Annotated in this window: 16 protein-coding genes; 7 read left to right on the top strand and 9 right to left on the bottom strand. The window is 50.7% G+C overall.

The features are described from left to right. Nucleotides 1–186 precede the first annotated feature (186 nt). The 4 genes from DWY84_RS10690 (at nt 187) to DWY84_RS10675 (ending at nt 6,363) form a co-directional block, all read left to right on the top strand. Nucleotides 187–2,076 carry a PfkB family carbohydrate kinase gene (locus DWY84_RS10690; RefSeq protein WP_118533108.1) on the top strand — a complete coding sequence of 630 codons (1,890 nt, stop codon included), beginning with the start codon at nt 187–189 and terminating at the stop codon, nt 2,074–2,076. Between the two features lie 79 nt (nt 2,077–2,155). After that, the gene (locus DWY84_RS10685) at nt 2,156–2,485 is read left to right on the top strand and encodes a cupin domain-containing protein (protein WP_178716749.1); all 330 of its coding nucleotides are present in this window, start codon (nt 2,156–2,158) and stop codon (nt 2,483–2,485) included. A gap of 309 nt (nt 2,486–2,794) precedes the next feature. Further along, nucleotides 2,795–4,627 (top strand): NAD(P)-binding protein, encoded by a 1,833-nt coding sequence (locus tag DWY84_RS10680; protein WP_118533106.1) that lies wholly within the window; start codon nt 2,795–2,797, stop codon nt 4,625–4,627. After that, complete coding sequence (locus DWY84_RS10675) at nt 4,621–6,363, top strand: [FeFe] hydrogenase, group A (RefSeq protein WP_118533104.1); 1,743 nt, start codon at nt 4,621–4,623, stop codon at nt 6,361–6,363. Before DWY84_RS10680 ends, DWY84_RS10675 begins: the two co-directional genes overlap by 7 nt. A 111-nt stretch (nt 6,364–6,474) precedes the next feature. On the opposite strand, the gene DWY84_RS10670 is transcribed toward DWY84_RS10675, so the two are convergent. The 4 genes from DWY84_RS10670 to DWY84_RS10655 are packed head-to-tail and all read right to left on the bottom strand — an operon-like array spanning nt 6,475 to nt 10,522. Then, a complete protein-coding gene (locus tag DWY84_RS10670) occupies nt 6,475–7,650 on the bottom strand; it encodes a mandelate racemase/muconate lactonizing enzyme family protein (RefSeq protein ID WP_118533102.1) in 1,176 nt (391 codons plus the stop codon). Between the two features lie 13 nt (nt 7,651–7,663). Continuing rightward, on the bottom strand, nt 7,664–8,938 hold the full coding sequence (locus tag DWY84_RS10665; RefSeq protein WP_118533100.1) for a TRAP transporter large permease: 1,275 nt from the start codon (nt 8,936–8,938) through the stop codon (nt 7,664–7,666). After that, complete coding sequence (locus DWY84_RS10660; protein ID WP_118533098.1) at nt 8,935–9,417, bottom strand: TRAP transporter small permease; 483 nt, start codon at nt 9,415–9,417, stop codon at nt 8,935–8,937. Before DWY84_RS10660 ends, DWY84_RS10665 begins: the two co-directional genes overlap by 4 nt. 19 nt (nt 9,418–9,436) lie before the next feature. Then, entirely contained in the window at nt 9,437–10,522 is a 1,086-nt protein-coding gene (locus tag DWY84_RS10655) for a TRAP transporter substrate-binding protein (protein WP_178716907.1), read from the bottom strand. Between the two features lie 209 nt (nt 10,523–10,731). On the opposite strand from DWY84_RS10655, the gene DWY84_RS10650 reads away from it, so the two are divergent. Then, nucleotides 10,732–11,394, top strand: a complete 663-nt coding sequence (locus DWY84_RS10650) for a GntR family transcriptional regulator (protein ID WP_178716905.1) — start codon at nt 10,732–10,734, stop codon at nt 11,392–11,394. Between the two features lie 83 nt (nt 11,395–11,477). Here DWY84_RS10650 and DWY84_RS10645 read toward each other — a convergent pair whose 3' ends face one another. Beyond that, on the bottom strand, nt 11,478–13,859 hold the full coding sequence (locus DWY84_RS10645) for a phosphoketolase family protein (RefSeq protein ID WP_118533092.1): 2,382 nt from the start codon (nt 13,857–13,859) through the stop codon (nt 11,478–11,480). A 248-nt stretch (nt 13,860–14,107) separates the two neighbouring features. Here DWY84_RS10645 and DWY84_RS10640 point away from each other — a divergent pair, with 248 nt between their 5' ends. Beyond that, on the top strand, nt 14,108–14,992 hold the full coding sequence (locus DWY84_RS10640) for a LysR family transcriptional regulator (RefSeq protein WP_178716370.1): 885 nt from the start codon (nt 14,108–14,110) through the stop codon (nt 14,990–14,992). Between the two features lie 227 nt (nt 14,993–15,219). Here the strand turns inward: DWY84_RS10640 and DWY84_RS10635 are convergent, their stop codons facing one another. The 4 genes from DWY84_RS10635 to glf all read right to left on the bottom strand — a co-directional run bounded on the left by DWY84_RS10635 (nt 15,220) and on the right by glf (nt 19,435). Further along, complete coding sequence (locus DWY84_RS10635) at nt 15,220–16,104, bottom strand: glycosyltransferase family 2 protein (RefSeq protein ID WP_118533090.1); 885 nt, start codon at nt 16,102–16,104, stop codon at nt 15,220–15,222. Continuing rightward, nucleotides 16,101–17,129: a glycosyltransferase family 2 protein gene (locus tag DWY84_RS10630; protein ID WP_178716259.1), complete on the bottom strand. Its 1,029-nt coding sequence runs from the start codon at nt 17,127–17,129 to the stop codon at nt 16,101–16,103. Before DWY84_RS10630 ends, DWY84_RS10635 begins: the two co-directional genes overlap by 4 nt. Nucleotides 17,130–17,233: 104 nt before the next feature. Continuing rightward, entirely contained in the window at nt 17,234–18,226 is a 993-nt protein-coding gene (locus tag DWY84_RS10625) for a glycosyltransferase family 8 protein (protein ID WP_243024831.1), read from the bottom strand. A 105-nt stretch (nt 18,227–18,331) separates the two neighbouring features. After that, a complete protein-coding gene (gene glf, locus DWY84_RS10620; protein WP_118533086.1) occupies nt 18,332–19,435 on the bottom strand; it encodes a UDP-galactopyranose mutase in 1,104 nt (367 codons plus the stop codon). 274 nt (nt 19,436–19,709) lie between these two features. Here glf and DWY84_RS10615 point away from each other — a divergent pair, with 274 nt between their 5' ends. After that, the gene (locus tag DWY84_RS10615; protein WP_118533084.1) at nt 19,710–20,570 is read left to right on the top strand and encodes a class I SAM-dependent methyltransferase; all 861 of its coding nucleotides are present in this window, start codon (nt 19,710–19,712) and stop codon (nt 20,568–20,570) included. Nucleotides 20,571–20,629 lie beyond the last annotated feature (59 nt).

The raw sequence follows: 20,629 nt of genomic DNA, 5'->3' as shown, positions 1-20,629 counted from the left end.
TTGTTAGTGCTATCTGACAGGAAAATTGTTTCGGAAATCGTTTTCGTTATCCATAACATACCACATCTTCTTTTTCGTGTCAATATCATTTATTCAAAACCTATAATTTTCTTTGCTTTTTCCCGGTTTTATTGTACAATAAATTCACAATCTTTTACTTTTTAGAATTTTGAGGTATTTTTCATTATGACAATTAACGAAATTGCAAAGCTTGCTGGTGTTTCCGCTTCCACTGTTTCCAAGATCATGAACAACAAAGACAGCAGCATCAGTGCGGAAACCCGGGAACATGTTCTGAAGATTGCAAAGGAATATCACTACAAGCCCTACGCGTCCGTCATCACCTCTGCTTCTGTCAAAAGCCTGTGCATCGGCGTGATCTTCCGGAACACCTCGGAATATACCCTTTCCACCAGCGGTATTCTGGGTGCGGCGCGCGAGGAGGGATACTCGGTTATTTTTCATGAAAGCGCGCTTTCCCCGGAACAGGAAGTGAAAAATATCATGGCCCTGATCAATCTGCATGTAGATGGCATCCTGTGGGAGCCGGTATCACCGGAAAGCCTGGAGGCCGCCGAATACATCCGGCGGGCCGGCATTCCTTTTTTCCTGACAAACGCAGACACACCGGATGCCATAAATCTGGACTACCAGAAAATGGGATACCTGGCAACGGAAGCGCTGATCCAGGCCAGACACACAGAGATTGCCTGCCTGCTCAGCAAGGGAAACCGAACCTCCGGATTTTTCCAGGGCTACCGTCAGTGCCTGCTGGAGCACAATATTTCCCTGAAAGACCAGTTTGTTTTTTCCATTGAAGACGGACTTCCCATCAGCAAAATGGCCAACCATCTGTTCAGCGGCATTGTTGTCTCCCATTACGCAACGGCCGTGCGGCTGTTTCAGGCCGTCAGCACCCTGCACTATTCCATCCCTTATGATCTTTCCCTGGTTTCCCTGAAAGACACAGAGCGCCTGATCCAGGATTACCCGCCGATTTCTACGCTGACCATCCCGCATTTTGAATTCAGCCGCTACCTGACCCTCCGCCTGATCCAGACCATTGAGAAAAAGGATGGAACCCTCTCACCGGATTTTCCGCTGGAGCTGGCCAACACGTTATCCATCGATATCCCATACAACTCCAGGCTGAAGAAAATCATTTCCCTTGGCAGTATCAATATCGATAACTACATGAATTTCAAGGAACTGCCCCACACCGGCAAAACCGTAACCGCGCCCACATCCGCTGTTCATCCTGGCGGAAAATGTATCAATGAAGCCATCGGAGCCGCCAAGCTCGGTCACAATGTCTGTGCCATCGGATGCGTTGGGGATGATGCGGATGCGGATCTCTTATACGAATATGCCAAAGGCTATCAGGTTGACACCTTTGGAATCCGGCGCAGCAAGGGACAGAAAACCGGACAGGCCTACATTTTTGTACAGGAAGACGGTGATTCCATGATTTCCATCATGTCCGGTGCCAATAACTCCACCACAGCGGAAGATATCGCAAACAGCGAACGGCTCTTTACCAATGCCAGCTACTGCATGATCCAGACAGAGATTCCGCTGGATGCCATCATGAAGGCTGCGGAACTGGCCAGAAAGCATGGTGTCACCACAGTACTCAAGCCCAGTGCCTGCTCATTTCTTCCCACCAGACTCCTGAAGCTGACCGACATCATCGTTCCGAACCTGGAGGAGTTAAATGAAATCTGCCCGGGCAAAGAATCCATGGAAGAGAAAGCCAGATACCTTCTCTCCCAAGGCATTCAGATCGTCATTGTCACTCAGGGTGCCAAAGGCTGCTACATTTGCACCGATGATTTTTCCTGTTCCCTTCCGGCTATTGATGTGATTTCTGTTGACAGCTCCGGAGCCGGTGACGCCTTCATTGCCACCCTGGTTTCCTACCTGCTGTATGACTATGACCTGATCTCCGCAGCTAAAATTGCCACATACGCGGCTGGACTCAGTACCACCCGCCAGGGAACCACCACCGCGCTGGTAGACCGCTTTACCCTGGAGCCCTACATCCGCCGGATGGATCCGAAGCTGTTAAAAAACTGAATTGTTGTCCAGACAACGGATTTTCTTTCCATTTCTGTTTATAATAAAAGCAGATTTTAAACACCAAGGAGGTTCCATCATGAGCTTTATTAAGAATATCAGCAAATCCGAGGTTCTCACCTTAAAAGAGGAAGTTGCTTACCAGAAAGGCCAGGTAGTCAGCAAGACCCTTGCCCAGAATGACGCGTTAAGCGTTACCCTCTTCGCCTTCGACAAGGACGAGGAAATCAGCACCCACGAGTCTGGCGGTGATGCCTTCGTTACCTGCCTGGACGGCGTCGGCCGCATCACCATCGACGGCAAAGCTTACGAGCTGCATGAAGGCGAGTCCATCGTTATGCCGGCCAAGCATCCGCATGCTGTGTATGGTCAGGAGCAGTTTAAGATGCTGCTGGTTGTCGTATTTTAAGAAATGATTGTTTTTTGAGAAAAACATTCACTTTCAGAAGCATGGCTTGCATAAAACCATGCTTCTATTGTATACTTGAACCCAGACAAAGGGGGTTGCATAGAGAGAGGTTTCTTTCTGAGTGCAGCCTCCTTTGTTTTATTTCTAACAAAGTTTTAGAAAATCTAAATTTTTGTTAGATTTCTCTTGCCTTTTTCCTCGTCATTCTGTATACTGGGGATTAATCGCTAATGAGAAACATAATCAAAATGAACAAAATTGTAACTATCCCATCCATAGTTGCCAAACAAAAAGAGAGGTAAATCAGATATGAGTCGTTTGGAGATTACCAGTCCCAACCAGGCGCAGCTTATGATCGAAGAGCTGTACAAAGACCTGGAGCGGAGAATCGAGTCCAGCCCGCCAGGTCTCTGCCCGGTAGACATGACCAGAGCATTCGTGGAAATGTGTCACACCCACACCTGCGGCAAATGCGTACCGTGCCGCGTCGGCCTGTGGCAGTTAAAGAACCTGCTCACCGATGTTATGAACGGTGAAGCCACCATGGATACCTTAACGCTGATGGAAGAGCTGGCGCAGACCATTATGAATGGTGCTGACTGCGCAATTGGTTATGAGGCAGCTCATGCCGTATACCGCAGCCTGAAAGAATGCTATGAAGATTATGAGGAGCACGTTCACCAGGGCCGCTGCACCTGTAACTACAGCCAGCCGGTTCCGTGTGTTTCCCTGTGTCCGGCTCACGTGGACATCCCGGGCTACGTTTCCCTGGTGCGGGAAGGCCGCTATGCCGACGCTATCCGCTTAATCCGCAAGGACAACCCGTTCCCGACCACTTGCGGCTTCATCTGTGAACACCCATGCGAGGCCCGCTGCCGAAGAAACATCATTGATGACGCAGTCAATATCCGCGGTTTAAAACGCTTTGCTGCCGACTATGCCGGCAAGGTTCCACCGCCAGCCTGCGCCGCTTCCACCGGCAAGAAGATTGCCATCATCGGCGGAGGCCCGGGAGGCTTAAGCGCCGCTTACTATTTACAGCTCATGGGCCATCAAACCACGGTTTTCGAGATGCTTCCGAAGCTGGGCGGCATGCTCCGCTACGGTATTCCGAATTACCGTCTTCCGAAAGACCGTCTCGATGACGATATTGACGCCATTCTGGAAACCGGCGTGAAGGTGGAATACGGCAAACGCATCGGCACTGACATTACCATTCAGGAGCTCCGCAAGGAATACGATGCCGTGCTCATTACCATCGGCGCGAGCACCGATAAAAAGCTCGGCATTGAGGGAGAATCCGCTGAAGGCGTCATCTCCGCTGTCCGCTTCCTGCGTGATGTAGGGAAGAACTTAAATCCGGATCTGACCGGTCAGGAGGTTGCTGTCATTGGCGGCGGAAACGTTTCCATGGATGCGGTCCGCACCGCAAGACGTCTCGGCGCAAAGAAGGTGTCCATCCTCTACCGCCGCCGTGTAGCCGATATGACTGCGCTGCCGGGCGAGATTGAGGGCGCGGTTGCCGAGGGCATTGAAGTGAAAACCCTGATGGCTCCGGCCAGAATTGATGTAGATGAAAACAACCATGTACGCGGTGTCTATGTCACCCCTCAGATGATCAGTAAAATCAAGGGCGGCAGAGCCAGCGTGCGTGCCACCGGCGAGCCGGATATCTTCATTCCGTGCCAGACCCTGATCGTGGCCATCGGACAGGATATCGAGTTCCAGCACTTCGAGGAGGCCGGTCTTCCGGTTAACCGCGGCAAGATTCAGACCGAGCGTTACGGTGGTTTTGACAATATGCCTGGCGTATTTGCCGGCGGTGACTGCGCATCCGGACCGGCATCCGTTATCAAAGCCATTGCGGCAGCAAAAGTTGTTGCGGCAAACATTGATGAATACCTTGGCTTCCGCCACACCATCGGCTGCGATGTTGTGCTTCCGGAGCCTGACCTGCGCGACCGTATCCCGTGCGGCCGTGTCAATATGACTGAGCGCGAGGCCTGCGAGCGCGTCTGCGACTTTGAAGGCGTGGAAAACTGCATGACGGAAGCAGAGGCCCGACAGGAAGCCAGCCGATGCCTCGGCTGCGACCACTTCGGCTATGGAATCTTCAAAGGAGGTCGTGAAAACAGATGGTAAATTTAAAGATCGATCATAACGAAATCTCGGTTCCAGAGGGAACCACCATTATGGAAGCGGCAGCCCTTGCAGGAATCGACATTCCGAAGCTCTGCTACTTAAAAGATATCAACGAGATTGCGGCCTGCCGTGTCTGCCTCGTGGAAGTAGTCGGCAAGGAGAAGCTTGTAACCTCCTGTAACAACAAGGTACAGGAAGATCTGGAGATTCTGACCAACAGTCCAAAGGTCCGCGTGGCAAGAAAGCAGAATGTGCAGCTGATTCTTTCCCAGCACGACTTTAAGTGCGCGACCTGCGTCCGCAGCGGCAACTGTACCCTGCAGACCCTCTCCAACGACTTAAACATCATCGATCTGCCCTTCAAAGAGCGCGTGGAGCATGCACCGTGGGACAAGAACTTCCCACTGATCCGCGATACCGAAAAGTGCATCAAGTGCATGCGCTGTATCCAGGTCTGCGACAAGGTGCAGGGACTTGGCATCTGGGATGTGACCAGCACCGGTTCCAGGACCACCGTCAATGTCAAAGGCAACCGCAAAATCACCGATGCGGACTGTGTTCTCTGCGGCCAGTGCATCACCCACTGCCCGGTCGGCGCCCTGCGTGAGCGGGATGATACCGAGAAGGTATGGGATGCCATTGCAGATGAAAAGAAAATCGTTGTGGTTCAGATTGCTCCGGCCGTGCGTGCCGCATGGGGCGAGGCCATGGGCATGAAGCGCGAGGACGCTACCGTAGGCAAGATCCTGGATGCCTGGAAGCGCATGGGAGCGGACTATGTGTTCGATACCTCCTTCTCCGCAGACTTAACCATCATGGAGGAGGCAACGGAGTTCCTGGAACGGTTCCAGAACGGTTCCTTAAACAACTGGCCGATGTTCACCTCCTGCTGCCCGGGCTGGCTGCGTTTTGTTAAAACCCAGTTCCCGGAAATGGTGCCGCAGCTTTCTACCGCGAAATCTCCGCAGCAGATGTTTGGCGCGGTTATGAAGACTTACTTTGCGCAGTCCATCGGCGTGGATCCTGAAAACATTGTGACCGTATCCGTTATGCCCTGTGTTGCAAAAAAAGCAGAGGCAAACATGGATTTCTACTATAAAGAATACGCAGGTAAGGACGTGGACATCGTACTGACCACACGAGAGTTCACCCGCATGCTGCGTGAAACCCACCTCCGGCCGGAAGTGCTGACTGACCGCAAGCCAGACAGCCTCATGCAGGAGTGGACCGGTGCCGGCGTCATCTTTGGCGCTACCGGCGGCGTCATGGAAGCAGCACTTCGTACCGCTTACCATGCTCTGTCCGCCAAAAATCCAGACCCGGATTTCTTTAACGACATCCGTACTGTCAATGAGGAGTATGCACTCACAGAAGCAATCCTCGACTTTAACGGAACTACAGTCCGCACCGCCATTGTCAGCGGCCTCGGCAACACCAGAAAACTCCTCGAGGCTATCCGGCGCGGCGATGTATCTTATGACTTCGTAGAAGTCATGGCCTGCCCCGGCGGCTGTGTCGGCGGCGGTGGACAGCCGATCTGTGACGGCAAAGAACTTGCGGGAGTGCGCGGTGAAAACCTGCACTTCTTAGACAAGAACAGTAAGATCCGCTTCTCCCATGAGAACCAGGACGTGGCAAAGCTGTACCAGGATTTCCTTGAACATCCTCTTTCCCACAAGTCCCATATGATCTTACACACGGACCACAATGCCTGGTCCATGCACGAAGAACCATAATTCGTGCAAAAGTCACTCACTTTTTATTATCCTTCTATTTTGCCAAAAGAAACGCCGCCACGGTTTTGCCGTGGCGGCGTTTCTTCTATAAATGTATGGATACAGTTTTCCTTATCTCACGCGATACTTTTCTACAACATCCATATTCAGTTCTACACCAAGACCTGCTCCCTGTGGTACAAGGTAATTCATCTCGCTGTCGCACTGAATCGGCTCTTTTAACAGTTCTGTTCTCAGCGGATTGTAATTTTCCTCTGACTCAATGAACGGAACATTCGGCAGGGATGCTGCAAAATGAACATTAGCTGCTGTCAGAACTGCTGAGAAAAAGGTGTGGGGAGTAAACAGTTTATCATAGGCAAGTGACAAAGCTGCGATTCTGCGGCACTCGGTAAATCCTCCACTCCAGCCCAGGTTCGCCTGTACCACATCCAGAGCGCCACGCTCCAGGAGTTCCTTGTAGCGTGCCAGTCCCTGCTCAGACTCGCAGCCAGCTACCTTCGTGCGCTTTAATCCGGCTGCGATTTTTGCGTAGCCTGCCACATCATCAGAGCGGGACGGCTCCTCAATCCAGTAGATGTTATACTCATCGAAATATTTTTCGGCTGCAAGCACTGCATCCACATCCCAGGTACAGTTCATGTCAATCATCAGAACAGCATCCTGGCCAATGGTCTCACGTACTGCTGCGACACGAGCCATATCCTCCTCAAAGGAAATATTGAAATCACCCTTATTCACATATCGGTGCGGCATACCGATGTTGTTGCGGCTTCTTCCGACTTTCATCTTGAAAGCGGTATAGCCCTTGGCCATGTAACTCTCCATCTCACGCTTCAGGTCATCAATGCTCTTTTCCGGAGCATAGAAGCCTGCGCTGGCATAGCCCTTTACCTTATCGCTGTTTGCGCCCAACAGACGGTATAATGGAAGTCCTGCCACTTTACCGGCAATGTCCCACAGCGCAATATCGATACCGCTGATCGCGCCCATCACAATACCGCGGCGTCCATTGGCAAAATTACTCCACACCATAGTCTCCCATAGCCGCTCAATATCCAGCGGGTTCTGTCCGATCAAAAGCCCCTTCAGCTGGTTCTCAATGATGTCAGCCATAGCTGTCATGGAGGCACCAAAGGTTGCGCACTCTCCAAGTCCTGTAATCTTTGCGTCCGTCTCCACCTGGATCAGCAGCGCGCCTCTTCCGAAGCACGCAGACTGACCGTCAGCGATAAAGGACTCATAGGGATATTTCAGGATAATTGTTTTGATATCTGTAATCTTCACGATGAGTTTCTCCTTATTTCAGCAATGTTGGAATCAGTAAAGACAGCGGCGGAAAATATGTAATAATAAGAAGATCCGCAATCAGAACCGCGAAATACCTCATCAGGTACTTCATCATGCCCTCAATCTTTACATTGGCGCTATCACAGACAACGTACAGGTTTACACCTACCGGAGGTGTCATCATGCCGATAGCCAGGTTGGTCATCATAATGATACCGAAATGGATCAGGTCGATGCCAAGGGTCTGGGCAATCGGGGCAAGCAGCGGAGCCAGGATTACCATAGCTGCGCCAGCCTCACAAACCATGCCGACTACCAGAAGCATAACATTGATGAGAAGCAGGAATACATACTTACTGTCAGAAATTCCCAGGAATGCTTTTGCCAGAGCCTGCGGGATCTGCTGTTTTGCCAGAATCCATCCAAAGATGGTGGATGCGGACATGATCAGAAGAACCGTAGCCATGGTCAGAACAGACTCATAGAAGATTTTCTTTAAGTCTTTCAGCTTGATCTCTCTGTATACAAAGACACCAACAACTAGGCCATAGAATACAGAAACAACGGCTGCCTCAGTCGGGGTAAAGAATCCGCTGTAGATACCGCCCAGAATGATGACCGGCATCAGGATTGCGAGGATTGCATCCTTAAATGCTTTTCCACGCTCAGCCCAGCTTGCTTTTTCCACCGGAACGAATCCCTGTTTCTTTGCAAGATGATGAGCCATAGCCATAATGGTTCCGCAGATGAATAATCCCGGAAGAAAACCTGCCTTAAACAGATCACCGATGGACTGCTCTGCAGCAACACCGTACTGGATCAGGCCAATACTCGGCGGAATGATAACGCCAAGCTCAGCGGAAGAAGCAATGGTACCAGCCGCAAAGTTGCGGTCATATTTGTGTTTGAGCATTTCCGGAACAATGATCGCTCCAACAGCCGCTGCGGTTGCTGCGCTGGAACCGGAGATTGCTGCGAAGAAGGCGCAGGTTGCCACGGCAACCATAGCCAGGCCGCCCGGGATATGACCCAGGAAGCTGTTGCATAAATTTACCAGACGGCGGGAAATACCGCCGGAGCTCATCAGGTTTCCGGCAAGAACGAAGAACGGAATTGCCAGCAGAGTAAAGCTTCCGGTTCCGGAAAACATTCTCTGGATCACGATTGACATATTGGTACCGCTGTCAGCGGCCAGTGCCAGCACGGAGGAGCCGCCCAGCACAAAAGCGATCGGAACTCCTGCAAAAAGCAGGATTACCATACTTATGAACAATACTGCTGTCATTTTACGTCCTCCCCTGTGATCTGATAGTAAACTACGATAATGGTATTGATCAGCATGAATACTGCACCAGTCGGAATGGAAGCATACATCAGTCCCATAGGCATTTTCAATACCGGTGTGGTCTGATTCCATACAAGACCTGCTGTCTTATATCCCATTACGATCAGAAATACCATGAATGCCGCGGTTGCTGCCTGTACCAGAAGCATTACTGCTTTGACCGCTTTTTTCGGGAGCATCATAAACAGGATCTCCAGACCTACCAGAGAGCCCTTACGCACACAAAGCGCTGAACCAAGGAACGTGGTCCAGATCAGCATGTACTTGGATAACTCTTCACTCCACGGAATGGTGGCATGGACAAGGCGGAAAACCACCTGTCCAAACACAACCACTGACATCACGGCAAGCATCAGTACAACGACCCATGTCAGAAATCCGTTTACTGCTTTGTCGATTCCCTTAATCATTTTCGTCATAACCTGACTGCCTCCTCTGTTATTTTGCTGCGTTGATCTTCTCGATCAGACTGCCAAACTGTGAATTGTATTTCTCATATACCGGCTGTACTGCCTCGATGAACGGAGCCTTGTCTACTTCATTGACTTCCATGCCTTTCTCTTTGCAGCCTTCCAGCATCTTGTCTAACTCTTCGCCTGCCAGCTCACGCTCGTAATCAACAGACTTCTTCATAGCGTCTGCGACGATATCCTGCTGCTCCGGGCTTAACTTGTTCCAGGTGATCTCGCTCATCATCAGCGGGCATACCGGGTAGAAGTGCTCGGTCAGGGACAGATATTTCTGAACCTCATAGAAACGGGAGTTATAAATGGTGAACAGCGGGTTCTCCTGACCATCTACAGCGCCAGTCTGAAGTGCGGTGAACAGCTCACTGAAGCTCATGGAAACTGCATCCATACCAAGAGCGCCAAGAGCATCTACACATACAGAGCTCTCAAGAGTACGAACGCGAAGACCCTTGCAGTCATCCGGAGTCTCGATCGGTCTGGTGGAGTTGGTCATGCTGCGGAAGCCCAGATCGTAGGTACCGAATACCTTAATGCCCTGACTTTCCAGATTTCCAAACAGTTCCTGTCCTACTTCGCCGTCCAGAACCTTGAATGCTTCCTCACGAGAATCAAACAGGTACGGCATGTTGAATACGTCCATGTTGGAATCAAATCCGCTCAGTGCTGCTGCTACGGCTACGCTGATATCCATGGTGCCCATCTGCAGAGCCTCTACAGATTCACGCTCATCACCAAGGGTGCCGTTCGGAGCTACGGTAACGGTAATGGAACCGCCGGACTCTTTCTCAACCAGATCCTTGAAATAGAGAGCTGCCTGCTGGTACGGATGACCCTCAGCCTGTCCATGTCCAAAGGTCAGCTCGATCGGATCACCAACCGGAGCCTTTGCCTCGCTGCCATCTGCTGCAGCCTTATCAGCGGCTGCCTCTGCTGCGGTGGTTGCTGCTGCAGTGTCTGCTGCGGTGGTGGAAGTGCTGGAGGAGCTTCCTCCGCATCCGGTCATGCTGGTAACTGCCATTGCGGCTGCTAATACTACACCAAGTTTTTTGTTCATTTTCTCTTTTCCCTCCTGGTTTTTACAACATCTTTTGTGTAATTTCATGTTAGCACAACGATTCTGAAAAGAAAAAGGATGTATGATGTATACATCATAAATATGAATTTCATATTTTCTAATTTATTCTGCATTTCTTGATATGTTATTTATAACGTTATGTGGTAAAATATAATATGAACGAACCAATATACCGGGAGGATAGTTTCATGACTACGAATCTGAAAAACAAGGCATATCAGATTATCAAAGAGCGGATTATGTCCTGCGATTACAAACCAAACACCTTTTTAAATGAAGCCGACCTGATTGAAGAGATCGATGCCAGCCGTACCCCTATACGCGAAGCACTCAACAAACTGGAGCAGGAAGGCTTTGTCCAGATCATTCCCAAAAAAGGGGTTATGGTAACCGGACTTACTCTGGTCGAGATCAACCAGACCTTTGAAGCCCGCATCCTTCTGGAACCATTTATCATTAACAACTATATGAACCGAATCGACCGAAATGCACTGATTGATATCCAGAAAACCTCCGAACAGCTCATTCAGACTGTACCGTCCGCAAAAACTCCAGAAGAATTCTGCTACCTTGACGATAAACTGCACCGACTGCTCAACAAGGCCTGCCCCAACAAATTCTTTAACGATATGCTCGATCATATCTATGATCAGAACCAGCGCATCCGCCTGTTTTCCGGCCAGGATATCTGGGAGCGACATATTGAAGCGGCCCGGGAACATATCGAACTGATCCGCTATATTTTAAATGATCAAAAAGAAGAGGCATCCGCGGCTATTACCCTGCACCTCATCAAATCTAAGGAAGCAGCTGTCAATAGCCTGTTCCAGAAGCAGATTTCCGCTATATAATTCCTATCGCAACATGAAAACGCCGCCACGGTTTTGCCGTGGCGGCGTTTCTTATATATGATATTTCTATTTATTAACTGCGCTTATTTTTCCGGTACGTGCCACTCCCAGTTGCGGATTTCCTCCATATCCTGTCCGTACTCGGCAATATACTGCTTGTGCTCTACCAGCTTATCATTCATTTTCTGGATCAGGAAGGAACCACGGTTGCCCAACTGCGGCAAATGCATTACCGCGTCTTTTACCAGACTGAAGCGGTCAAGCTGGTTCTGGACACGCATGTCGAACGGTGTCGTGATGGTGCCTTCCTCCTGATAGCCGTGAACAGACATGTTGTGATTATTGCGCTCATAGGTCAACTCATGGATCAGAGTCGGATATCCGTGGAACGCGAAGATTACCGGCTTATTTGGGGTGAAGATTGCGTCATACTCGGCATCGCTTAAGCCATGCGGATGCTTGTGATCACTCTCCATCTTAAACAGGTCTACTACGTTCACTACGCGGATCTTTAATTCCGGAAGCTCATCCCGCAGGATAGTAACTGCAGCCATGGTCTCCAGGGTCGGGGTATCACCGCAGCATGCCATAACCACATCCGGCTCCTCGCCGCAGTCATTGCTTGCCCACTCCCAGATGCCAATGCCCTGGGTGCAGTGTTTCACAGCCTGCGCCATGGACAGCCACTGGCAGCTCGGATGCTTGGAAGCAACGATGGCATTCACGTAGTTCTTACTCTTGATGCAATGATCAAAGCAGGAAAGCAGGCAGTTAGTATCCGGCGGAAGATACATACGGACAACATCTGCTTTCTTGTTGGCAATATGGTCTAAGAAGCCTGGATCCTGATGGGTAAATCCGTTGTGGTCCTGCTGCCATACATTGGAGGTCAGGATAAAGTTCAAGGATGCGATCGGACGTCTCCAGGACAACTGGTTGCAGACCTTCAGCCACTTTGCGTGCTGTGCGGCCATGGAATCCACGATGCGGATAAACGCCTCATAGCTTGCGAAGAAACCGTGACGGCCCGTCAGCAGATATCCTTCCAGCCAGCCCTCACACATATGCTCACTCAGCATGCCATCCATGATACGGCCATTTCTTGCCAGCTTGTCATCGGTCGGAAGCAGCTCGCCGTTCCAGTCGCGGTTCTGCTCCTCAAATACCTTATACAGACGGTTAGACATGCTCTCATCCGGTCCGAAGATACGGAAGTTTTTGCTGTCCTCATTGAGTTTGAATATATCACGGATATAACCGCCAAGCTCGATCATATCCTGAGCCTTGGTCTTGCCCGGCTCCACCGGAATGCCGTACTCACGGAAATCCGGGAGACGAAGATCTTTTAACAGCAGGCCTCCGTTTGCGTGCGGGTTTGCGCCCAGGCGGGCATTGCCCTTCGGTGCCAGCTCCGCCAGCTCCGGGATCAGGCGTCCGTTCTCATCGAACAGCTCCTCTGCGTGATAGCTCTTTAACCAGTCTTCCAGAAGCTGTAAATGCTCCGGCTTCTCCATGCTGATCGGAACCTGATGGGCGCGGAAGGATCCCTCAATCTGCTGGCCATCTACGAATTTCGGACCGGTCCAGCCCTTCGGAGTGCGCAGGATGATCATCGGCCACTTCGGACGCTCCGGATCCTGCTCATCTCTTGCGTGTTTCTGGATAGCCTTGATCTCCTCGATGACGGTATCCATGGTCTCTGCCATCTTCTTATGCATGGTCATCGGATCGTCGCCCTCAACAAAGTACGGCTTCCAGCCGCAGCCCTCGAAGAAGGACTTGATCTCGTCGTGCGGGATACGGGAAAAGATGGTCGGGTTGCTGATCTTATATCCATTTAAGTGCAGGATTGGAAGAACCGCACCATCGGTGATCGGGTTTAAGAATTTATTGGACTGCCAGGAGGTTGCTAGCGGGCCGGTTTCTGCCTCGCCATCTCCCACAACCACCGTTGCGATCAGATCCGGGTTATCAAATACAGCGCCGAATGCATGGGCAATGGAATAGCCAAGCTCACCGCCCTCGTTGATGGAACCAGGAGTCTCCGGAGCACAGTGGCTCGGAACGCCGCAGGGGAAGGAGAACTGCTTGAACATTTTCTTCATGCCTTCCTCGTCCTGACTGATGTTCGGATATACCTCACTGTAGCTTCCGTCCAGATAGGTGTTGGCGATCAGAAAGTTTCCGCCGTGGCCCGGGCCGGAAAGAAGGATCATATCCAGATCATATCGTTTGATGGCACGGTTGCAGTGTATATATACGAAATTCTGTCCCGGCACGGTTCCCCAGTGTCCGACGATTTTCTTTTTGATCTGATCCATGCTCAGCGGTTTCTTTAACAGCGGATTGTCTAACAGGTATAACTGACCGGCAGACAGATAGTTTGCCGCACGCCAGTAGGCATTCATCTTTTCCAGCATTTCCTCACATAAAGGCTGCTTTTCCAGACAGGTGTTGTTCTCCATAACATTACCTCTTTCTTTTAGCTTGTCTCATTCCATTGCAGTGGTTTGTTATTTTTCTAACGCTTACGATTGTATTTTCGCACATACAATGCAATCTGTAAAATGCCGTTTCCGCATTGTATTCATATCAATCTGATATGGATACAGCGCAAAGCGTGGATTTTCCCGGGTTTCTGTATTATAATGGAGATAAAGAAAGACAAGTTTCTGAGAAAAACAGATTGATAAAACAGGGAGATTACCAGCACATGACATCCAATTTTGAATATTATAAGATTTTTTACTACGTGGCGAAATACGGCAACCTGACTCGGGCCGCTGCTGCCTTAAACACCAGCCAGCCTGCCGTGACCCGCGTCATCCATAAGCTGGAATCGGACCTGGGCTGCCGCCTTTTCATCCGCAGCAAATCCGGCATGGAGCTGACTGCGGAGGGAAGCCGCTTCTTTGAATATGTCTCCGCCGGCTGCCTGCAGTTTTTCCGGGCCGAAAACCATTTAAGCGATCTGCTCCAGCTGGAAAACGGCAGCATCTCCATCAGCGCCACCGAAACGGCCCTGCATTCCTGGCTCTTTGCGGCCATGGAGGCCTTTCACCAGGAATACCCGGGCGTCCATTTCCAGATTTTAAATCACAGCACCCAGGATTCTATTCAGGCCGTACGGGACGGTAAGGTAGATTTCGCCGTGGTTTCCTCCCTTCCGCTTCACATTTCGGAACCGCTGCGCATGAAAAAACTGCACACCTACCGGGACATCCTCATCAGCGGCAGGCGCTTTGAAGAGCTGAAGGACCGTCCGGTCTCGCTCCGGGAACTGGCCTCCTATCCCTGGATCAGCCTGACCTCGGAGTCCATCAGCCGTACCTTCCTGAATACCTACTTTGCACAGTATGGTCTCTCCTTCTCACCAGATATGGAACTGGCCACCACCGACCTGATTCTGCCCGCTGTGCGCCACAACCTCGGCATCGGATTCATCCCGGAAGCCTTCGCCCACAGCGAACTCGCCGCCGGAAACATCTTCCAGATCCAGATTGAGGAGCAATTCCCAGAACGTAATATCCTTCTGATTTCCGATTCGGAATATCCGCAAAGCGTGGCCTCAAAAGCATTCCAGAAATTCGCCCAATAACAATATAGAGACAGAACCCACTACAGGTCCGAAGCCGGTAATCCCGGCATACCGCTGCGCAAAATATGGGTATTGTGTTCGGACGATGCAGCTGACAGATGTTTGCGGATAGTCGGACAAGATGTCCGCCTACCTCAAACACCAGTCGCTGCATAGCCGGACACGGCACTTATATTTTGCGCAGCGGGATATCACCCTGGCCTGCTTCGGACCTTTCGTGAATATTCTTAAATTTTTATTCTTACAAACTTTGCCATCCGCATCTCCATCCGGATCCCGGCAAACCACATTTTTGCAATCTGCTCCTGAACCGGGTTGATATGCAGATAGTGTTTCATATAGTAAAGGGTACTCTTCTCCCGAAGCTGCTGGCGTTTCATGGCGTCGGAGAAGGATTTGCTGATGGATGTGGAGTGCTCATGATCATAATACTGGTTTAACAAAAGTACACTGCGGTAACCGGCATTCTGCAGCCGGCGGCCAAGAATCTGTTCTTCTTCATAAAGGAAGACTCCCTCATCATAACCTCCGGCTTCCAGAAATTTTTCCGTGTCCACCATCAGCATGGATCCGTGCACGGCCCCCACATATACAGCATTGTGGCCCGCGAAATACGAATCCGGGTAGTCAAAGCTCCTTTTAAATAAGCGGCGGCTCACTGGCCCCATGCTTAAGAGTTCCCGGGTGAAGCTGCGCAGTGGCCAGCCATTTTTCAGGTCCGGGAATCGCGCGTCGTGAATCCGGGCAGTCACAATTCCCACCTCGGGGTGACGGGCAAAGACTGACAGCATGGCTTCCAGAGATTGCTCCGAAAATACAACATCCGGATTCGCAATCAGAACATGGGTGGCTCCGCCCTGCCCTGCAGCATATCGGACCCCGAGGTTGTTGCCGGAGCCATAGCCGCCGTTATGATCAGCGGAAAGCACATGAAGCCTGCCAGGCTGGTCTGCTTCAAGCTTTTTTAATCGTTCCAGAGAATCATCCGTGGAGGCATTATCCACCACAATAATCTGATGAAGTACGTTGTAATCCGCGATCTGCTTTACCAGCTTTTCCGTGGTCTCTGCATCGTTGTAGTTCAAAATCACACAGCTCAGCCTCACGCTCATGCTTTCTGCTCCTGCCCTGCTGTTTTCACTTCGCAATTTTCACACTCCGCAGCCTGCTCATTTTTCGGCTGCCGCAGCTTTTCTGCCCGCGGCATCGTTAGACACATGGCCAGTGTCTGCAGCGCGGAATTTTTATAAAAGCGATTGTAACGGATATTCTTTAACCGTCCTGCTGCAGACTGATAGGGCAAAGCCAGAAACGCGCGCAGGGTCATGCGCTGCGCCGTATCCATATTTTTCCAGAACCTGCGTCCGAAAGCAATGCCCTGGTTTAACATCCGGCGGTAATTCTGCTCCACTTCTTTACCGCGGCCAAGACGGGCCTTCATTTCTCCAAAGCTGCCTGCGTCCTTCGCGCCCAGTACATTATCTCCGTGCTGGCGATATTTGGAAAGCACTCTCGGCATAAACTCAATGACACCAAAGCAGGATGCGGTAAGCGCAATCCACCAGTCATGCATACAGCAGATTTCCGGCTCCATCGCGCAATGCGTGAGCAGCGCCCGGTTGATCATGGAGGCGCCGCCGGTCACCTGGTTCTCCACCAGAAGTTCCGCAAAACTGCTGCGGTCCGGATCCTGATGAGTATAAGCGGCAAAGCTCGGACTGATCTCGTAAAGATCTTCATCCACCACTTCCATATCCGAATATAACAGGATCGGGCACTGTTTTCCCAGGCCCTTCTCCAGTACCTTCATTCGATGCAGCATAACACTGACTTTGTTATTCTCCCAGACATCATCTTGGTCACTGAAGAAAATGTACTCATTTTTCTCATCCTTCAGAGCCTCCTGCATCAGCCAGAAAAAGTTTCCGGCCGCGCCGCCAGTGTGCTGTGTCCTATGATGCAGAAACACCTGTTCCGGATACCATCCGGCGTAGTTCTCCAGCATTTCCCGGGTTCCGTCATCGGAACCATCATCTGAGATCAGAATCCTCACCGGAACGGTCTGAGCCAGAATCGTGTCCAGCTGCTGTTCCAGATACTGCTTTCCCCGATACGTTGCCATTAAAACGGTTACCATTGTATTTTCCTCCATGTTTGTCCCAAAACCAGCATTTCCTTTGTTTCCGCACTACCATATGCTTACGCTTTCCGCTCCTGCGAACCCCGTCCGCAACGACCCGCCTACGCTTTCTTACGGCTCTCCACCAGCTTCATTCCCAGCTTCCGACTCACCAGACGGCGCACCGGCGGACAGATTGCGGTGGCATAATCCAGCATATGATACCCCAGCATATATGCCCGTTTTCCCTCCTGCTTCGGTGCCCCCGCCCAGGGAGTCTTTGCCAGATACAGTTCATAGGCTCTGCGATAATGATTCAGATTGCCTGCAATCCAGGGCCGCTCATCTCCCATGTAATGGATGATAGAAGGATGCCGCTTTGCAATCTGCAGTTCTCTCGGCGTCACGGCTTTGTAGGTCTTTCCAAGATGTGTGAGCTCCCGGTAAGAAAAATACCGGTAATTGGTAAAGAAGTTGTAGCGGGGCATCAGGGTATGAATTTGCCCTTTCAGCGTACCATTGATCACATCCTGGTCGCTGGCAAAAAGTTTTCCACCCTTGCTCTTCCAGAACCCCAAAAGCTTCTTCTGGATTTCCTGCTCACGCCACTGTTTCAGGTCTACTAAAAGAACTCCGGAATTATAATAGGGATCATCCTCACCCAGATCAATGGATTCCTTCACGGCCTGGTAGATGGTCGGCTCCATCACTGCTCCCACAATCTTTCCCTCCAGTTCTTCCTTCCACAGATGCTTTAATGACTGCAGCACCACGGTGTCACAGTCCAGATATAAGACACGCTCCACGGACTCCGGCAGCATATCTCCCATAAACAGGCGCAGCATAACGCTGATATCAAAGCCGCCGGTATCTACTTCATATCCAATACGCTCCAGCAGATCATCCAGATTTAAAAAGATCAGCCTTCTCCCAAAATGCTCTGCAATTTCCCGGAGCTTTCCCTGATTTTCCTCAGAAAGGCCCAGGGTCAGCACATAAACGCTGATCTCCGCAAAGTCCCGGTTTCGGTCCAGCAGGGAATACAGTGACGTTCCCAGATGTCTCGCATAGCCATCGTTAGAGGCGTAAACCACATTCATACATTCCCGGTCCATGTCTGCATTTTCTCCTTCTCATTCGGGCTGCCGCAGCTGACTCTTCTGCCTGCCACAGTCCATCTTTTTGCTGTCAGACAACCACTGCCCGTCCAGCTATCATTTTTATTTTCCAATGTACTCTGCCGTGCGATTCAATGCGGACGCAATAACCTTGTCCATGTCATAATATTTATACTCTGCCAGACGTCCGCCAAAGACTACATGCTCCTCCTTCTCTGCCAGTGCCGCATACTGCTGATACAGTGCCTGGTTCTTCTCATCATTCACCGGATAGTAAGCTTCCATGCCTTCTTTCCAGTCTGCCGGATACTCTCTGGTGATGACGGTCTTCGGCTGAGTGCCAAACTCAAAGTGCTTGTGCTCGATTACGCGGGTATACGGAGTCTCACGGTCTGTGTAGTTGACCACCGCAACACCCTGATGATTCTCCTCGTTTAATACCTCGGACTCAAAGCGCAGGCTGCGGTACTCCAGCTTGCCAAACTGATACTGATAGTAGGCGTCAATGGTTCCGGTGTATACAACGGTCCCGCCCAGCGCGTCATAATGCTCCTTGTGTTCCAGATAATCCACACCGGTCTCAACATCACAGCCTTCAAACAGCTTATTGATGATCACGTTGTAGCCGCCAATCGGAATACCCTGGTATAAATCATTGAAATAGTTGTTGTCATACGTAAAACGCACCGGGAGTCTGCGGATAATGAAGGCCGGAAGCTCTTTGCAGTCCCGTCCCCACTGTTTCTCGGTGTAGCCCTTTACCAGCTTCTGGTAAATGTCAGTTCCCACCAGGCTGATGGCCTGCTCCTCAAGGTTTTTCGGCTCGCCGGTCACCGCTTTCTTCTGCTCTTCAATGATAGCCTTTGCTTCTGCCGGAGTACTGATGCCCCACATCTTGCTGAAGGTATTCATGTTAAACGGCATGTTGTACATCTCACCCTTGTAGTTAGCCACCGGACTGTTGGTGTAGCGGTTAAACTCGGCCAGCTGATTCACATAATCCCACACCTGACGGTCACTGGTGTGAAAAATGTGCGCGCCATAGCGGTGCACATGAATGCCTTCTACCTCCTCACAATACACATTTCCGCCAATGTGATCGCGTTTTTCCACAACCAGACAGGTTTTTCCACGCTTTTTTGCCTCGTACGCCCATACACCTGCATAAAGTCCGCTTCCAACCAGTACATAATCATATTTCTTCATAAAATCGTCCACCTTATTTTTGTTCTGATCTGACCTTTTTCTGATTCCACCGGACAAATCCCGGCCAGGTTCAGAAACGGCCTTTTTCTCTGCTTACTACTATACTATAGCTTGGTCAAAAAGTAAATTTGTTGTCGTGGACACCGCCGTCTTTTACTGTTATAATGGTTAGGAAATCCTGCGCGGAATCAGGAAACAACATGGACAAAACTGGTCCAAAACAAACGAAAACACAAAGAACTATAATATCCGAATTGGAAAGGTGGAAAAATATATGTGGTTAGCAGATGGCTGGAAAGATTATCAGGTCATTGACTGTTCAAAAGGAGAAAAACTGGAAAGATGGGGCGAGTACCTTCTGGTCCGCCCAGACCCGCAGGTCATCTGGGACACCCCAAAAACCCACAAAGGCTGGAAACACATGAACGGTCACTATCACCGCAGCGCCAAAGGCGGTGGCGAGTGGGAGTTCTTTGATCTTCCGGAGCAGTGGACCATAGGCTACAAAGGCCTGACCTTCAACTTAAAACCATTCAGCTTTAAGCATACCGGACTCTTCCCGGAGCAGGCTGCCAACTGGGACTGGTTCAGTGACAAGATCCGCAATGCCGGCCGCCCGGTCAAGGTCTTAAATCTCTTCGCATACACTGGCGGCGCAACCCTTGCTGCTGCCAAAGCAGGTGCTTGCGTAACTCACGTGGATGCCTCCAAGGGCATGGTCGGCTGGGCAAAAGAGAATGCCGCATCCTCCGGCCTCAGTGATGCTCCGATCCGCTGGCTGGTCGATGACTGTGTAAAATTTGTAGAGCGTGAGATCCGCCGCGGCAACCATTATGACGCCATCATCATGGATCCGCCATCCTATGGCCGCGGCCCGAAGGGCGAGATCTGGAAAATTGAGGACGCAATTCATCCGCTCGTAAAACTGTGCGTACAGCTCTTATCCGATGACCCGTTGTTCTTCCTCATCAACTCCTATACCACTGGCCTGGCCCCGGCGGTCCTCACCTACATGATGAGTACCGAGATCGTACCAAAATTCGGTGGACATGTAGAAGCTCAGGAAATTGGACTCCCCGTCACCGAAACCGAACTTGTACTGCCATGCGGCGCATCCGGACGGTGGGAGAAGTAAAATAACAATATTGAGACAGAACTAATAAAGAGTCCGGGCGTACGGGGAATTGAATTCTT

Source organism: Clostridium sp. AF27-2AA, assembly GCF_003478505.1.
Taxonomy (GTDB): domain Bacteria; phylum Bacillota; class Clostridia; order Lachnospirales; family Lachnospiraceae; genus Brotaphodocola.
Note: the sequence above shows the minus strand (reverse complement) of the source record. Positions and strands in the feature narration are given on the sequence as shown.

Bases quoted from the DNA above. Each gene is read 5' to 3' on its own strand.
- DWY84_RS10655 (WP_178716907.1), bottom strand. From the start codon at position 10,522: ATGAACAAAAAACTTGGTGTAGTATTAGCAGCCGCAATGGCAGTTACC.
- DWY84_RS10625 (WP_243024831.1), bottom strand. From the start codon at position 18,226: ATGGACCGGGAATGTATGAATGTGGTTTACGCCTCTAACGATGGCTAT.
- DWY84_RS10675 (WP_118533104.1), top strand. From the start codon at position 4,621: ATGGTAAATTTAAAGATCGATCATAACGAAATCTCGGTTCCAGAGGGA.
- glf (WP_118533086.1), bottom strand. From the start codon at position 19,435: ATGAAGAAATATGATTATGTACTGGTTGGAAGCGGACTTTATGCAGGT.
- DWY84_RS10665 (WP_118533100.1), bottom strand. From the start codon at position 8,938: ATGACAGCAGTATTGTTCATAAGTATGGTAATCCTGCTTTTTGCAGGA.
- DWY84_RS10660 (WP_118533098.1), bottom strand. From the start codon at position 9,417: ATGACGAAAATGATTAAGGGAATCGACAAAGCAGTAAACGGATTTCTG.
- DWY84_RS10630 (WP_178716259.1), bottom strand. From the start codon at position 17,129: ATGGTAACCGTTTTAATGGCAACGTATCGGGGAAAGCAGTATCTGGAA.
- DWY84_RS10685 (WP_178716749.1), top strand. From the start codon at position 2,156: ATGAGCTTTATTAAGAATATCAGCAAATCCGAGGTTCTCACCTTAAAA.
- DWY84_RS10690 (WP_118533108.1), top strand. From the start codon at position 187: ATGACAATTAACGAAATTGCAAAGCTTGCTGGTGTTTCCGCTTCCACT.
- DWY84_RS10640 (WP_178716370.1), top strand. From the start codon at position 14,108: ATGACATCCAATTTTGAATATTATAAGATTTTTTACTACGTGGCGAAA.
- DWY84_RS10635 (WP_118533090.1), bottom strand. From the start codon at position 16,104: ATGAGCGTGAGGCTGAGCTGTGTGATTTTGAACTACAACGATGCAGAG.
- DWY84_RS10650 (WP_178716905.1), top strand. From the start codon at position 10,732: ATGACTACGAATCTGAAAAACAAGGCATATCAGATTATCAAAGAGCGG.
- DWY84_RS10680 (WP_118533106.1), top strand. From the start codon at position 2,795: ATGAGTCGTTTGGAGATTACCAGTCCCAACCAGGCGCAGCTTATGATC.
- DWY84_RS10645 (WP_118533092.1), bottom strand. From the start codon at position 13,859: ATGGAGAACAACACCTGTCTGGAAAAGCAGCCTTTATGTGAGGAAATG.
- DWY84_RS10615 (WP_118533084.1), top strand. From the start codon at position 19,710: ATGTGGTTAGCAGATGGCTGGAAAGATTATCAGGTCATTGACTGTTCA.